This window comes from Variovorax sp. Soil_C_12, from assembly GCF_057657375.1.
The window spans coordinates 12507-28071 of record NZ_JBDGIO010000011.1 but is presented as its reverse complement, the minus strand read 5'-3'; the positions used below and the strand labels follow the sequence as shown (position 1 = coordinate 28071).

The window sequence follows — 15565 nt, the reverse complement described above, 5'->3', positions numbered from 1 at the left end:
GCGAATGCCCACAAGAAACTGATCGCGCCGTCCCGGTGACCGCGCCGACTTCGCTTGCGGGGGCGAGGCGCTCGACCAGTATTTTCGGGAGGAGGCGTTACAGGACACGCGACGCCGCGCGAGCGGCTGCTAATGGCTGGGTGCGAGCCTCGGATAGCCCGGCATGTCGAACGCGATCGCCTGCAGTTCTGCTTCAACCTTGCGGCCGGTCGTCTCGTCCAGCTCGACCAGCGGCGGGCGCACCCGGCGCCATTGCGCATCGCCTGAAAACTTGGCGACGGCGTGCTTCATCGCAGGAATCATGTAGCCGCCCTGGAACACCTTGCGAACGGCGTCGGCCTTGGCCTGCAATTCCGGACCTTCATCGCTGTTCCAGCCTTCGAACACGCGATGGATGCCCGCCGGGTTCATGTTCACCGTGGCGCTGATGCAGCCTGCTGCGCCGATCGGCATGGCCGCAGAGAGAAACGATTCGCTGGCCGGGAACACGTCGAAGCCCCCGGCCGCAAAGTTGTCGATCATGGCCTTGGTATTGCTCCAGTCGCCCGAGGAATCCTTGGCGCCCGCGATCACCGTCGGGAAGCGCTTCCGCAGCCGCTCGATCAGGCTGAGCGTGATCGGTACGCAAGTGAACTGAGGGATGTGATAGAGATAGATCGGCGCGCAGCCGGCGCCGACGCGCTCGATGATCTCCGCGTAGTACGCGAACACGCCGTCATCGGAGACGCCCTTCAGGAAGAACGGCGGCAGGACCAACAGCCCGGCGGCACCTGTCTTGCTGGCGTGGCGAGAGAGTGCGACGGCGTCGGGCAGCGCGCAGGCGCCGGTGCCCGGCATCATCCTCGCGGGCGGAATGCCCGCCTCCACCAGCGCGTCCGTCAGGGCCAGGCGCTCGGACACGGAAATCGAAGCCGCTTCGGAGTTGGTGCCGAAGATGGCCAGTCCCGCGTGGTTGTCCACCAGCCAGCGGCAGTGCGCGATGAAACGCCCGACGTCGGGCTCGAGTCGGTGATCGAAGGGAGTCAGTACCGGCGCCAGAACGCCGCGCAGTCTTGTCGTCATCGGCTACTTTCCATGAAGCACTACTGGGGAACTTTGCCGAGCGAGTGCGGAGCGCGCAGGAAATCGAAGTCGACACCCTGATCGGCCTGCGTCACGGACTGCAGGAAGAGCTTGCGGTAGCCGCGCTCGGCAGTTGGCGCCACCACCGGCGACTCCTTTGCGCGGCGCGCCAGTTCTTCGTCGGACACCAGCAGCGTGATCTCGCGGCTTGCCACGCTCAACCGAATGCGGTCGCCGTTGCGCACATGGGCGAGCGGACCTCCGATGGCGGATTCGGGCGTCACGTGCAACACGATGGTGCCGAACGCGGTGCCGCTCATGCGTCCGTCGGAGATGCGCACCATGTCCTTGACGCCGGCGCGCGCCAGCTTGCGCGGGATCGGGAGATAGCCGGCCTCGGGCATGCCCGGCGCGCCCTTGGGGCCGATGTTCTTTAGCACCAGGACGTCCTGCGGCGTGACGTCGAGCGCGTCGCTGTCGATCCGCTCGGCCAGGTCCTCGACGTTCTCGAAGACCACCGCGCGGCCTTCGTGCTCCATCAGCTTCGGATCGGCCGCCGATTGCTTGATGATCGCGCCGCCGGGGGCCAGGTTGCCGCGCAGCACCGCAATGGCACCTTGCGGGTAGATCGGCCTGCTGGCCGGGCGGACCACGTCTTGCGGGAACCCCGGGCCTGCGCGTTCGATCTCTTCGCCGAGCGTGCGGCCGGTGACGGTCAGCGCGTCGAGCTCGAGCAGGGGCTTGAGTTCGCGCAGCAGCGTCGCCATTCCGCCGGCCGCGTGAAAGTCCTCCATGTAGTGCTGACCCGAGGGCTTGAGGTCCAGCAGCACCGGGGTTTCGCGCCCCATGCGATCCAGCGCGGCCAGGTCGATCTCCAGGCCCATGCGGCCGGCAATCGCGGCGAGGTGGACGATGCCGTTGGTCGAGCCGCCGATCGCGAGCAGCACGCGCATCGCGTTCTCGAACGCCGCGGGCGTCAGCACCTTGTCGATGGTCAGGCCCTCGCGCGCCATCTGCACCGCCTGGGCGCCGGTCTGCTCCGCGATGCGGATGCGGTCGGCCGTCACTGCCGGCGGTGAGGCGCCGCCCGGCATCGTCATGCCCAGCGCCTCGGCCACGCAAGCCATGGTGCTGGCGGTGCCCATCACCGAGCAGGTGCCGACGCTGGCCACCAGCTGGTTGTTCACGTCGACGGTTTCTTCCGCCTCGATCTCCCCGGCGCGGAACTTTGCCCAGTAGCGCCGGCAATCGGTGCAGGCACCGACACGCTCGCCACGGTGGCTGCCGGTCAGCATCGAGCCGGTGATGAGCTGGATCGCGGGGATGCCGGCCGAAGCCGCGCCCATCAGTTGCGCCGGCACGGTCTTGTCGCAGCCACCGATCAGCACCACGGCGTCCATCGGCTGGGCGCGCACCATCTCCTCGGTGTCCATGGACATCAGGTTGCGCAAGTACATGCTGGTCGGCGCCGCGAAGCTTTCGTGGATCGAGATCGTCGGAAATTCCATCGGTAGCCCACCGCCCAGCATGACGCCACGCTTGACCGCTTCGATCAGCTGCGGCGCGTTGCCGTGGCAGGGGTTGTAGGCGCTGCCGGTGTTGGCGATGCCGACCACCGGGCGGTCCAGTGCCGCATCGGTGAAGCCCGCGCCCTTGATGAAGGCCTTGCGCAGGAACAGGGAGAAGCCCTGGTCGCCGTAGCTGGTCAGGCCCTTGCGCATGCCCGACTTGTCCTGGGAGTCATCGGGCTCGAACGGGAATTTGGGGGTGGGCATGGGGGGTGTCTCAGGAGGAAGCGCGCCGACGGTCAGCGTACGCGAGGATTGGGCCAGCTGGTCGGCCAACAGCTGCCGGCTGCGACTTCGAGACGGCGCCGACCGACAACCTGCACACACTGGGGCTGGTCGAGGCCATCTGCGCGCCTGGGGGCAATTGAGTGGAGGATCGTTGATGACAAGCGAGGCAGTGGTGGACGCCGATATCCCGAAATCGGCGCTGGCTAAGGACGATCGATCATCTTCGGCCAGCCTTCCCCCGAAACCAAGGTTTAGAGCGCCCAACGATGTGCGCAGGCTCTCGGCCCGCTGGTTGAATACTGCCTGCGTTTCGCACGCAGCAATCGTGCGCGGCGATACCAAGAGGTCGAAGCGCTCGACCACGGCGCAATACAAGCCAACCCCGGTGCCCGGCATCCTTGCTCCCGGGTTGTGAACATTTGCAGTCACACCCGAATTCAACCCCAACTTATCAGGACTCCGCAATGACCACCAAGATCCAAACCGTTCTGCTCACCGGCAAGACCCACACGACGGCGGCCAGCCACCGTGAAGGCGCCCCGCGCGGCGATGACCGCCTCGACATCCGGCTCTCGACCCCCGGCAACGCCGGCAACGACTTCGGGTTCACGGCGATTCAGGCGCATCCGGCGGCAGAGCAGCTGTTCGCCGGCGCCTGGTCCGCCTGCTACACCGGCGCGCTCGGCCTCGTGGCCAAATCGAAGAAGGTGACGCTCCCCTCCGACATGTCCGTCGACATCGAGGTGGATCTCGGCAAGACCGGCAATGCGTACTTCATCCAGGCCCGGATCGACGTCCGCATGCCGGGCGTTGCGCTCGACGTGGCAGAGGCCATCGCGCACGCGGCGCACGAGGTCTGCCCGTACTCGAAAGCCGTTCACGGCAACATCGACGTCGTCACGAACGTCGTCGCCACGGACGCCGTTGCAGCGTGATGCGCCGGGCGGCACGGCAGCCACAAGACCAATACGGCCCCGTGGTCTTGCCTGCCGCCCCGGATGCGTGGACGATAGCGCTCGATCAGGTCGCAATGTGACGACTTGCAACGAGGAGGGCCTCCTGGTGGAACTTCAATCGCCAACGAAAGCGGCGCCGGACTCAGATGCCTGCGTGGTGGTCATCGACGACGACGCGGAATTTCGCCAGTCGCTCGAGCGACTGCTGCGCTCGGCCGGTCTGCGTGCACTGGCGTTTGCATCGGTCGCCGAGTTTGCCAAATCCGAGCGGCCCGAGAGTCCGACCTGCCTGGTTCTCGATGTGAGAATGCCGGGGAGGAGCGGGCTGGAATTCCAGCGCGATCTTGCCGCGGCGGGCGCGGCGCTCCCGATCGTCTTCATCACCGGACATGGCGACATTCCGATGTCGGTACAGGCTATGAAGGCGGGCGCCATCGAGTTTCTGACCAAGCCGTTCCGGGACCAGGATCTTCTGGACGCCGTAAACGTGGGGCTCGCTCGAGACCGCGCACGCCGCGAGAACGACGAATCCCTGAGCGCGCTCAGGGCTCGATTCGAAGAACTGACGCCGCGAGAGCGCGCAATCCTGATCCAGGTCGTGCAGGGCCGGTTGAACAAGCAGATTGCCGACGACATGGGCATCACCGAGACCACGGTGAAGGTTCACCGGAGCAACATGATGCACAAGATCGAGGCCGCTTCGCTCCCGGAACTCTGCCGCATGGCGGACAAGCTCAATCTGCTGCCGAAAAAGGCCGAGCGCTCTTAGTCGCCCAGACCCTAAACCAAGGCTTAGAGACCCAGCCTCGCCAAGGCAGTACGCTCGGCAACAAGCGGTACTCGTTGCCGAGTCTGCAAGCGACGCACCGGAAACTGTCGTGCCAGAGCCATCCTTGATCTCCATCGTCGATGACGACCAGTCCTTTCGCGACTCCATGCGAAGACTGCTCAAGTCGCACGGCTACACCGTCGCGGTGTTCCCGTCCGCGGCCGAATTCCTCGCCTCCACCCGGCTGCCCGAGACTGCCTGCCTGGTCACCGATGTTCACATGCCTGTGATGACGGGTGTGGAGCTCTACAGGCACCTGATCGCGACGGGGCGCGCGATCCCGACGATCCTGATCACGGCCCATCCGGAAGAAGGCGTCCGCCAACACATGCTGAGCCTGGGTGTCGGCTGCTACCTTCCCAAGCCCTTGGACGAGGCCGTCCTGATCGATTGCCTTCGTCGCGCCTTCGCGCGCCATCAGGCGCACCGAGCCGCGCCATGAGCACGGAAGTGCTGTGGGAAGACGTCGAGCGTGTCTTCTGCAGACTCCGCAGCGACGATGCCGGGCGCGATCGATACGCCTTCACGCCAACGCGCTCCGGCGCCGAGCATCTGCTGCGTCAGGGAACTCGTCGCCTGACGCACGAATACGAACTCAAGGATGACCTCGACGCTGCATGGGCGTTGCGGCCCATCGAACTCGTGCACGAGCACGGGCAGACGACGCTGTTCGTCGAGTTCTCTGGGGGCATCCCCCTCGATCGCCTCATCGCCGAGCCCATGGACATCCGACGATTCCTGCGCCTGGCGGCGGCGATGGCGTCCACACTCGCCCGGCTGCACGGACGCGGCCTCATCCACAAGGACATCAAGCCTTCCAACGTGATCGTGGATCCGGCGGAGGAGCGCATCTGGCTCACCGGCTTCGGCATTGCATCCCGCTTCCCGCGAGAGCGCCAGGCGCTCGAAGCGCCCGAGTTCATTGCAGGAACCCTCGCCTATATGGCGCCCGAGCAAACGGGGCGAGTGAACCGCTCCATCGATTCCCGAAGCGACCTGTACTCGCTGGGCGTCACCTTCTATGAAATGCTGACAGGCTGTCTTCCGTTCACGGCATCCGAGCCGATGGAGTGGGTGCACTGCCACATCGCGAGGCAGCCGACAACGCCCAGCGAACGGTTGGCGAGCATTCCGATCGCGGTCTCCGCCATCACGATGAAGATGCTCGCCAAGACCGTCGAGGAGCGATACCAGACGGCGGCGGGTGTCGAGAGCGACCTCAGGCGCTGCCTCTGCGAATGGAACGCGGACGGGCGCATCCACGATTTTGCGCTGGGCGATCATGACGCTCCGGATCGCCTCATGATCCCCGAGAAACTCTACGGCCGCAGATCGGAGGTCGGCACCCTGCTCGCCGCCTTCGATCGCATCGTCGCCGGGGGCAGGCCCGAGGTGGTGCTCGTCTCCGGCTACTCGGGCGTCGGAAAATCCGCTGTCGTCAACGAACTCCAGAAGCCGCTCGTTCCTCTTCGCGGGTTATTCGCGTCAGGCAAGTTCGACCAGTACAAGCGCGACATTCCGTATGCCACGCTGGCACAGGCGTTCAGAGGGCTGATTCGCCAGCTCCTGAGCAAGGACGAAGAAGACCTGGGCAAATGGCGCGACGCGCTTCGCGAGGCGCTGGATCCGAACGGACTGCTCATGGTCGAGCTCGTCCCGGAACTGAAGCACATCATCGGGGAGCAGCCGCCGGTGCCCGAGCTTCCTCCGCGGGATGCGCAGGGGCGCTTCCAGCTGGTATTTCGGCGCTTCATCGGCGTATTCGCGCAGCCCGAGCATCCGCTCGCCCTCTTCCTCGACGATCTGCAGTGGCTGGACACGGCAACGCTCGACCTGCTCGAGGACCTGCTGACGCGCTCCGATCTGAAGCACCTTTTGCTGATCGGCGCTTATCGCGACAACGAGGTCAGCGCCACCCACCCTCTGGTGCGCAAGCTGGATGCCATCCGCCAAGGCGGGGCCGTGTTGCAGGAAATCGTCCTCGCCCCGCTGGATGGCGACAACCTGGGACAACTGCTGGCCGACTCTCTTCGCTGCGACCCGGGGCGCGTCGAGCCGTTGGCGCAGTTGATTCACGAGAAGACGTCCGGCAATCCGTTCTTCGCAATCCAGTTCATTTCCGCACTGGCAGACGAGGGCTTGCTCGCCTTCGACTACGGTGAAGGGCGATGGTCATGGGATCTGGGCCTCATCCATGCCAAGGGCTACACCGACAACGTCGTGGAGCTGATGGTCGGGAAGTTGAACCGCCTGCCCATGGCAACGCAGAAAGCGCTGCATCAGCTTGCCTGCCTGGGAAACAGCGCCGAGTTCGACGTGCTGCGCATGGCCTGCCAGGAGTCGATCGAGGAATTGCACGACCATCTGTGGGAGGCGGTTCGTGCCGGCTTGATCTTCCGCTCGAACGACGGCTACCTCTTTCTTCACGATCGCGTGCAGGAGGCGGCCTATTCGTCGATTCCCGAGGAACTGCGCGCCGAGACGCATCTGCGGCTTGGCACGCTCCTGGCCGAGCACACGCCTGCGGAGAAGCAGGAAGAGGTTATCTTCGAGATCGTCAATCAACTGAACCGCGGCTCCCAACTCATCACCTCGGTCGAGGAGCGGGAGAACGTTGCGGGCCTCAATCTGATCGCTGCTCGGCGCGCAAGGATCTCGACCGCCTATGTCTCGGCGCTCAAGTACCTCGGCGCGGGCAGCGCCCTCCTTGCAGAGGGGACCTGGGCCGGCAACTACGCGCTCATGTTCTCCATCGAGTGCCTGATGGCCGAGTGCGAACTGCTGACGGGAGCCATGTCGACGGCCGAGCATCGGCTCTCGCGGCTGGCCGAGCGCGCCAGGAGTCGCCATGACTATTGCGTCGCGACGCGTCTGCGGATCGCGCTTTACACCAATTGGGACAAGAGCGATCAGGCGCTCGACGTGTTCCTGGAGTGGCTCCGCCGCGATGGCACGGTCTGGTCGAAACATCCCACACGGGAAGAGGCGATGCGCGAGTACGCACGAACCCGGACGCTGCTTGGCAGCCGGCAGATCGAAGAGCTCGTGAACCTGCCTCTGATCACGGACCCGGACGTCCTGGACACGGTGGACGTCTTTTCGGAAGCCGCTACGCCCTCCTACTTCTTCGATGAACACCTGGCATCGCTCGTCGTCTGCCGCCTGGTCAGCCTCAGCCTCGAACATGGAAACTGCGATGCGTCGTGTTTCGGCTATGTCTGGATGGCCTTTTTCGCCGGACCGCGCTTCAACGACTACACAGACGGACTTCGGTTCGGCCAACTGGGCTATGACCTGGTCGAGAAGCGCGGACTGACTCGCTACCAGGCGCGGACCTACTTGTGTGTGGGTGCGCTCGTCATACCGTGGGCAAAACACCCCGCCAGCGGGCGCGAGCTCGTACGCCGTGCATTCGACGCCGCGTATCGGAGCGGCGAACTCGCCTTTGCAGGCTATAGCCTGGAGAGGTCGATCACGCTCAGTCTGGCGGCAGGCGATCCCCTCACGGAAGTGCAAAAGGACGCCGAAGGCGGTCTTGCCTTTTCCAGCCAGGCCCAATTGGGTCTCGTCAATGCCATCTGCGGCGCGCACCTTGGGCTCGCACGTACCCTGCGCGGATCGACTGCAGCCTTTGGGCGGCTGGATTACGAGGGCTATGACGAGCGCGACACCGAACGCCATCTGGCCAGCGAGCCCAATCTGGGGCTTGCCGAATTCGACTATTGGGTCCGCAAGTTGCAGGCACGATTCCTTGCCGGGGACCACGCCTCCGCGCTCGACGCTGCCCAGAACGCGCAACGGCTGCTTTGGATCGCGGCGGCCAACTTCGAAACCGCCGAGTTTCAACTCTATGGTGCGCTCGCGCATGCTGCAGCCTGTGAATCCGTCTCTGGTGACCAGAGGCGGCAACACGTCGAGGCCTTGATCGGTCACCACAAGCAGCTCGAAACGTGGGCCCAGCACAACCCTGTGACCTTCGAGAATCGCACAGCCATCGTGGGTGCGGAAATCGCCAGGATCGAAGGCCGCGTGCTCGAAGCCCAAGACCTCTACGAGAAAGCCGTGCGTTCGGCGCAGGTCCACGGCTTTGTCCACAACGAGGCGATCGCCAACGAGCGCGCCGGGTGCTTCTACGCGGCGCGCGGCTTCGAGAAGATTGCGACGAGCTACCTGCGCGATGCGCGGGAGTGCTACCGCCGTTGGGGCGCTGAAGGCAAGGTTCGACAGCTCGAGCAGTTGTACCCGCACCTCAGGGCGGACAAGCCGATCCCGCAGCCCGGCACCACGATCGACACATCCGTCGAGCGCCTCGATCTGGCGACCGTGATGAAGGTCTCCGAAGCGCTGTCGGGCGAGATCGTCCTGGAGAAGCTGATCGACACGCTCATGCGCACGGCCATCGAGCATGCCGGCGCCGAACGAGGTGTGCTGATTCTTCCGAGCGGGAATGAATACCGGATAGAAGCGGAAGCCACGACCGGCAGCGGCCAGGTGGAGGTTCATCTCCGGCAAGCGGCCGTCACCGCAGCAGATCTGTCCGAGTCCGTCTTCCGCTACGTCGTTCGTACCAAGGAAGGCGTGCTGCTGCACGACGCCTCGGGCCAGAACGCCTTCTCCGCCGACGACTACATTCGCGAGCACCACGCGAGGTCGCTGCTGTGCCTGCCGATACTCAGGCAGACGAGACTGCTGGGGGTGCTGTACCTGGAGAACAACCTGACGGTCGACGCCTTCACGCCCGCTCGAATGGCAGTGCTCAAGCTGCTGGCATCGGAGGCCGCCATCTCGATGGAGAACGCGCGCCTGTACCGCGACCTTGCCGAACGCGCGGACGCGATGCGCGATGTGCAGACGGAGCTGGCGCGCGCGAACCGCCTGGCCACCATGGGACAGCTCGCGGCTTCCATCGCCCATGAAGTCAACCAGCCGATCGGCGCGGCACGCAACAACGCTCACGCGGCGCTGCGCTTTCTCGCGAGAGATCCACCGGAGCTGGCGGAAGTCAACGAGGCGCTCGAGTGCGTGGTCACCGATACCTACAGGGCCGGCGACATCATCAGCCGGATCCGCGATCAGGTCAGAAGAGCGCCGCCTCGCAAGGAGAGCATCGACCTGAACGATGCCATCGGCAACGTGGTTGCACTCGCGCGAGGCGAGCTGTCGAAGAATGGCGTGACGGTCCACACGCAGCTCGCGCAGGGACTGCCGCCCGTTCACGGAGATCGGATTCAACTGCAGCAGGTGATGCTGAACCTGATCCTCAACGCGAACGAGGCCATGCTGGGCGTCAACGCCGAAACGCGAGAACTGCTGATCAGCACCGAATCGAATCCGTCGCAGGGCCTGCTCGTCACGGTCGGCGACACGGGTCCCGGGATCGCACCGGAGCATCGCGAGCGGGTTTTCGAATCCTTCTACACCACGAAGTCCAGCGGCCTGGGAATCGGGCTGTCGATCTGCCGCTCCATCATCGATGCCCACGGCGGCAAGCTATGGGTGGACTCCCACGGGCCGCGCGGCGCCGCTTTCAGGTTCACGCTGCCAGCCCTGATCTGAACCAAGGTTCAGAGCCCCCAACCCTGCGCACAGGGCCTCGGCCAGCTGGTTGAAGACCGCCTGCGTTTGGCGTGTGGCTGTCGTGCGCGGCTATACCAAGAGGTCGAACCAGCCGACCACGGCGCAATACAAACCAACCGCCGCGCGCCCCATGCTCACTCCCGGGTGATGAACATTCCGAGAGGCCGACATGACAAACGCGACGACTGAATCGACCGCTACGCGTGACGTGCATTTTCCGCTTGGCGCACACATCGTGACGCCTCGCCGCTGGTACACGCATCACGGCATCTACGTGGGAGCAGGCCAGGTCGTTCACTACCAGGGCCTGTCTTCGTCGCTGCGCCGCGGTCCGGTCGCGAAGGTCAGCCTCGCCGAGTTCGCCAACGGCCATCCGGTGCGTCTGCATGGCGAAGCGAACGCGGCGTACTCCGGCATCGAAGTCGTCGCCCGTGCCTGCTCTCGCCTGGGCGAAGACGCCTACGACGTGCTGCGCAACAACTGCGAGCACTTCTGCTCCTGGTGTCTGATCGGAGCCGCTCGCAGCCAGCAGGTGGAGCGCCTGTTGTCGAATCCGCGCGCGGTGGCGCTCGTCGCACGAGTCCTGACCGGCCTCATCAACGGGTGGAGTACCACCCGGGATGCACTGCCGCTCTTCAACTGACCCGCCTCGATGGAGCCCCGATGGCCTCCTTTGTTACGCTGGCGGGCTGCGCGCTCGTCGTGGCGGTGCTCACCGGCTGCGCCAGCCTGCCGGACAGCGTGCAGCGCCCCGTGTCGCAGGCCCGCACCGACGTCGCCGACACCCGCCTCGCCGCGGTGGCGGCCGCGTCCACGCCGGAAGGCAGCCGCCACCTGTCGGGCATGCGCCTCCTGCCCGACGGCGACCAAGCGTTCGAGGCCCGCATCGCCTTGGCCCGTGCCGCCGAAAAGACGATCGACGCACAGTACTACCAGATCGCCGACGACACGTCGGGCCGGCAGTTCCTGCGTGAGCTGAGCGCCGCCGCCACGCGCGGCGTGCGCGTGCGCCTGCTGGTCGACGACTTGCACGCGGCCGGCGAAGATGCGTTGCTGGCCGGCCTCGCAGCCCGCCCCAACGTCGAACTGCGCATGTTCAACCCGCTGCCGCTGCGCGACGGCAGCGTCGGCTCGCGCGTGCTGTTCTCGCTGCACCAGTTCTCGCGCGTCAATCGCCGCATGCACAACAAGCTGATGGTCGCCGACAACGCGTTCGCGATCAGCGGTGGGCGCAACATCGCCAACGAATACTTCGGCCGCAGCGAGCCCTCCAACTTCATCGACATGGACCTGCTCTCGGCAGGCCCGGTGGTGCAGGCGCTGTCGACGGTGTTCGACGGCTACTGGAACAGCGAACACGCCTACCCGATCCAGAGCCTTGCCGCGCAAGAGGCCGGCCCGGAGGCCGCGCGGCGCCGCTTCGACGAAGCCGTGCAAGTGCCCGCCGCCGTCGAGCTGCCGGTGGAAGCGTGCGATGCGCTCGGCCAAAGCAGCGTGGGCACGCAACTGGCGGGTGGCCGCGTCGAGCTGTACATGGCCAAGGTCCGCGTGTTCGCCGATGCACCGAGCAAGGTTGCCGAGGCGGGCCATGCGCAACGCGAAGACGGCACGGTCATGAACGCCAAGCTCGCGCTGCTGCAATCGGCTCGCTCCGAAGTGCTTGTCGCATCGCCCTACTTCGTCCCCGGCCGCCGTACGCTGGACATCCTCCGCCAGGCCACCGCCAGCCAGGTCCGCGTGTCGGTCATGACCAATTCGCTGGCAACGACCGACGAGCCTCTGGTGCACTTCGGCTACGCACGGTATCGCAGCGCCCTGCTGCAGATGGGCGTCTCGCTGTTCGAACTGATGCCCGACACCGACGTGCGGCAATCCGCCGGCGAGTTGAGCGCTTCGCTCGGTCGCCTGCATGCCAAGGTCGCAGTGGTCGACCAGCGCTGGCTCTACATCGGCTCGCTGAACATGGACCGCCGCTCGGCGCACTCCAATACGGAGATGGGCCTGATCGTGGACAGCCCGGAGCTGGCCGGCCAGGTGGCGAGCCTGCTGAGCAGCGAGCGCTTGCCCAGGAGCTACCAGGTTCGCAGCGCCGGAGACCGGCAGAGCCTTCAATGGGTCGCGCAGGCGGCGGGTCGGGAACAAGTGGTGCTCGACGCCGAGCCCAACTCGAACTGGCGCCTGCGACTGCGCATGTCGCTCGTGTCCATGGTGGTCGACGAGGAACTTCTGTAAGCGTCCACGCTTCTCGATCTGCTGCTGCAGCATCGATGCCCACGGCAGAAGACCTTGGGTGTACGCCCGTCGCCCTCACGGCGCGTCTTCAGCTTCGCGCTGCCAGCCATCCCCTGAACCAAGGTTCACTGCGCCCAACCCTGCGCACAGGCTCTCGGCCTGCTGGTTGAAGACCACCTGCGTTTCGCGTGCGGCAGTCATGCGCATCGATACCAAGGGATCGAACCGCGCGACCACGGCGCAATACAAACCAACAACGATGCTCGGCATCCTTGGTCCCGGGTTGTGAACGTTTGCAGTCACACCCGAATGCAACCACCGGTTGCCAAGGAGTTCGTCATGCAACAGACGCCCGATTTCGGTCGCCGTCTCTTTTGCGGAGCTGCAGCGGTAGCCGCTGTGAGCACCCTCAGTCTTCTCAATCTTTCAGAAAGGTCTCATGCCATGAATCAAGTGACGCAACAGATGGGTAGTGACGGGATTGCCATCCGTCCCTTTCATGTGAGTTTTCCGGAGTCGGATCTCACCGAACTGCGCCGGCGCATCAATGCGACAAGGTGGCCCGAGCGGGAAACGGTCTCGGACGACTCGCAAGGCGTTCAGCTCGCCACGATCCAGGCGCTTGCGCGCTATTGGGGGAAGGACTACGACTGGCGCAAGGTCGAAGCGAAGTTGAACGCCGTGCCGCAGTTCATGACCGAGATCGACGGACTGGACATTCACTTCATCCACGTCCGTTCCAAGCACGAGAACGCATTGCCGCTCATCGTCACGCACGGATGGCCCGGATCGATCATCGAGCAGATGAAGATCATCGACCCCCTGACCAATCCCACCGCGCATGGCGGCAGCGCATCGGATGCGTTCCACCTGGTGATTCCGTCGATGCCCGGCTACGGCTTCTCGGGCAAGCCGACTGCCGCCGGCTGGGACCCCGAGCACATCGCGCGCGCCTGGGTCGTGCTCATGAAGCGCCTCGGGTACACGAAGTTCGTGGCGCAGGGCGGCGATTGGGGCGCGATCATCACCGAGCATATGGGCGCGCAGGCGGCGCCGGAATTGCTCGGCATCCATACCAACTTTCCCAACGCGATCCCTGCCGACATCGACAAAGCGGCGTCCTCGGGTGCACCGGCGCCATCCGGCCTCTCGGCCGACGAGAAGATCGCTTACGAGCGCCTGCAGTTCGTCTACCAGAAGGGGATCGGCTACGGCTTCCAGCTGGGGTTGCGGCCGCAGACCATGTACGGCCTGGCGGATTCGCCGGTCGGCCTGGCGGCCTATTTCCTCGACCACGACCAGCGCAGCTACCGGCTGATTGCTCGCGTCTTCGCAGGCCAGGCCGCCGGCCTCACACGAGACGACATCCTCGACAACGTCACGCTCACCTGGCTGACGGGCACGGCGGTTTCATCGGGCCGCCTCTACTGGGAGAACAAGGGCTCGTTCTTCGGCGTCAAGGGCGTCACCGTCCCGGTTGCCGTGAGCGTCTTCCCTGACGAGCTCTATCCACTCCCGCGGAGCTGGGCGGAGCGGGCGTATCCCAAGCTCATCCACTACAACAAGGTCGACCAGGGCGGGCACTTTGCGGCCTGGGAACAGCCCAAAATCTTCTCGGAAGAGCTTCGCGCGGGTTTCAGGTCGCTGCGTGCCTAACGAGCTCGAGGAAGCTCCATGGATGAAGCATTGTCCGTGGAGCTTCCGAAGCCCATTCGTCCAAAATCACAGGAGATAGAAGAGATGGAACCATTTCGCGTCGATGTGCCCAATGAAGTGCTCGACGACCTGCGCACGCGTCTCAAGCTCACGCGCTGGGCCGACGACTTCGCCAACGAAGAGTGGCAGTACGGCACCAACACCGCATACCTCAGGGAACTGGTGGCCTACTGGATCGACGACTACGACTGGCGCAAGCAGGAACGCGCCATCAACGCCTATCCGCAGTTTCGCACCGAGATCGAGGGTGTGCCGATCCACTTCATCCACGTGCGCGGCAAGGGGCCCAATCCCAAGCCGCTGATCCTCTCGCACGGCTGGCCCTGGACGTTCTGGGAATATCACAAGGTGATCGGCCCCCTCAGCGATCCCGGCGCGCACGGCGGCGATCCTGCGGATGTCTTCGACGTGGTGGTGCCGTCGTTGCCGGGCTATGGCTTCTCCACGCCGCTGCGCAAGACCGGTGTCAATTTCTGGCGCACGTCAGGGCTTTGGGTGGAGCTCATGGAACGGCTGGGCTATCGGCGTTTTGCCGCGCACGGCGCCGACTGGGGGGCGCTGATCACGGCCGACCTGGGCCACCGCTATCCCGAGCGCATGATGGGCGTGCACTTTCCGATGATGCTGCCGCTGGATCTGTTCAGCGGAGGCATGCCGGCGCCCGAAGACTATGACGCCGACGAAGCGCCGATGGCCGCACGCCTGCAGAACTTCTTCGCCGCCGAGTCGGCCTACTCTGCGCTGCAAAGCACCAAGCCGCAGACCATTGCGGCAGCGCTCAACGATTCACCCGTGGGACTGGCGTCGTGGATCGTCGAAAAGCAACGCAGCTGGAGCGATTGCCACGGCGAGGTCGAGACCCGCTTCAGCAAGGACGATCTGCTGACCACGATCATGATTTACTGGGTCACGCAGAGCTACGGAACGTCGGCGCGCTACTACTACGAGGCCGCACACCATCCCTGGACGCCGGCGCACGACCGCATGCCCGTGGTCGAGGCCCCGGTCGGCATCTCGGTGTTGCCGGAGGAAATATGCAGCGCCCCGCGCCGCTGGGCCCAGCGCTACTACAACCTCAAGCAGAAGCGGCATCACGCCAGCGGCGGACACTTCGCGGCCTGGGAAGAACCGCAGGCCATCGTCACGGACGTCCGCGATTTCTTTCGAACGCTGAGCTGACCCGAGGACCCAAGCGAACCGAAGCACATTACAAAAATACGAATCCTTGGAATATGCCGGGCCCACAAAAGAAAACGGCCACAAGCTAAGTGCTTGTGGCCGTTTAAGTTTTGGCGGAGTGGACGGGACTCGAACCCGCGACCCCCGGCGTGACAGGCCGGTATTCTAACCAACTGAACTACCACTCCTGGTAGGCTGCGTTCGCTCTGGATAGAGCC

At 64.9% G+C, this 15565-nt stretch carries 11 protein-coding genes and 1 tRNA gene; 8 read left to right on the top strand and 4 right to left on the bottom strand.

The features are described 5' to 3' along the window. Positions 1–129 precede the first annotated feature (129 nt). Together AC3A6X_RS25235 and AC3A6X_RS25230 are read right to left on the bottom strand one after the other, a co-directional pair. The gene (locus AC3A6X_RS25235) at positions 130–1062 is read right to left on the bottom strand and encodes a dihydrodipicolinate synthase family protein (protein WP_487844751.1); all 933 of its coding nucleotides are present in this window, start codon (positions 1060–1062) and stop codon (positions 130–132) included. Positions 1063–1082: 20 nt separating this feature from the next. Beyond that, entirely contained in the window at positions 1083–2837 is a 1755-nt protein-coding gene (locus AC3A6X_RS25230) for an IlvD/Edd family dehydratase (RefSeq protein ID WP_487844750.1), read from the bottom strand. A gap of 485 nt (positions 2838–3322) precedes the next feature. Between AC3A6X_RS25230 and AC3A6X_RS25225 the strand changes: the two genes are divergently transcribed. The 6 genes from AC3A6X_RS25225 (at position 3323) to AC3A6X_RS25200 (ending at position 12452) form a co-directional block, all read left to right on the top strand. Further along, positions 3323–3793, top strand: a complete 471-nt coding sequence (locus AC3A6X_RS25225; RefSeq protein ID WP_487844749.1) for an Ohr family peroxiredoxin — start codon at positions 3323–3325, stop codon at positions 3791–3793. A 127-nt stretch (positions 3794–3920) separates the two neighbouring features. Further along, on the top strand, positions 3921–4583 hold the full coding sequence (locus AC3A6X_RS25220; protein WP_487844748.1) for a response regulator transcription factor: 663 nt from the start codon (positions 3921–3923) through the stop codon (positions 4581–4583). A gap of 124 nt (positions 4584–4707) precedes the next feature. Next, the gene (locus AC3A6X_RS25215; protein ID WP_487844747.1) at positions 4708–5085 is read left to right on the top strand and encodes a response regulator transcription factor; all 378 of its coding nucleotides are present in this window, start codon (positions 4708–4710) and stop codon (positions 5083–5085) included. Further along, positions 5082–10199 carry a trifunctional serine/threonine-protein kinase/ATP-binding protein/sensor histidine kinase gene (locus tag AC3A6X_RS25210; protein WP_487844746.1) on the top strand — a complete coding sequence of 1706 codons (5118 nt, stop codon included), beginning with the start codon at positions 5082–5084 and terminating at the stop codon, positions 10197–10199. Before AC3A6X_RS25215 ends, AC3A6X_RS25210 begins: the two co-directional genes overlap by 4 nt. Before the next feature lie 190 nt (positions 10200–10389). After that, positions 10390–10863: a lecithin retinol acyltransferase family protein gene (locus tag AC3A6X_RS25205; RefSeq protein ID WP_487844745.1), complete on the top strand. Its 474-nt coding sequence runs from the start codon at positions 10390–10392 to the stop codon at positions 10861–10863. Between the two features lie 20 nt (positions 10864–10883). Next, on the top strand, positions 10884–12452 hold the full coding sequence (locus AC3A6X_RS25200; RefSeq protein WP_487844744.1) for a phospholipase D-like domain-containing protein: 1569 nt from the start codon (positions 10884–10886) through the stop codon (positions 12450–12452). 75 nt (positions 12453–12527) lie between these two features. Here AC3A6X_RS25200 and AC3A6X_RS25195 read toward each other — a convergent pair whose 3' ends face one another. Continuing rightward, on the bottom strand, positions 12528–12722 hold the full coding sequence (locus AC3A6X_RS25195) for a hypothetical protein (RefSeq protein ID WP_487844743.1): 195 nt from the start codon (positions 12720–12722) through the stop codon (positions 12528–12530). Positions 12723–12791: 69 nt separating this feature from the next. Here AC3A6X_RS25195 and AC3A6X_RS25190 point away from each other — a divergent pair, with 69 nt between their 5' ends. Both AC3A6X_RS25190 and AC3A6X_RS25185 read left to right on the top strand, forming a co-directional pair. Continuing rightward, entirely contained in the window at positions 12792–14108 is a 1317-nt protein-coding gene (locus tag AC3A6X_RS25190) for an epoxide hydrolase family protein (RefSeq protein ID WP_487844742.1), read from the top strand. 84 nt (positions 14109–14192) lie between these two features. Further along, complete coding sequence (locus AC3A6X_RS25185) at positions 14193–15347, top strand: epoxide hydrolase family protein (protein ID WP_487844741.1); 1155 nt, start codon at positions 14193–14195, stop codon at positions 15345–15347. Between the two features lie 111 nt (positions 15348–15458). Here AC3A6X_RS25185 and AC3A6X_RS25180 read toward each other — a convergent pair. Continuing rightward, positions 15459–15535 (bottom strand) — tRNA-Asp (locus tag AC3A6X_RS25180). Positions 15536–15565: the final 30 nt, after the last annotated feature.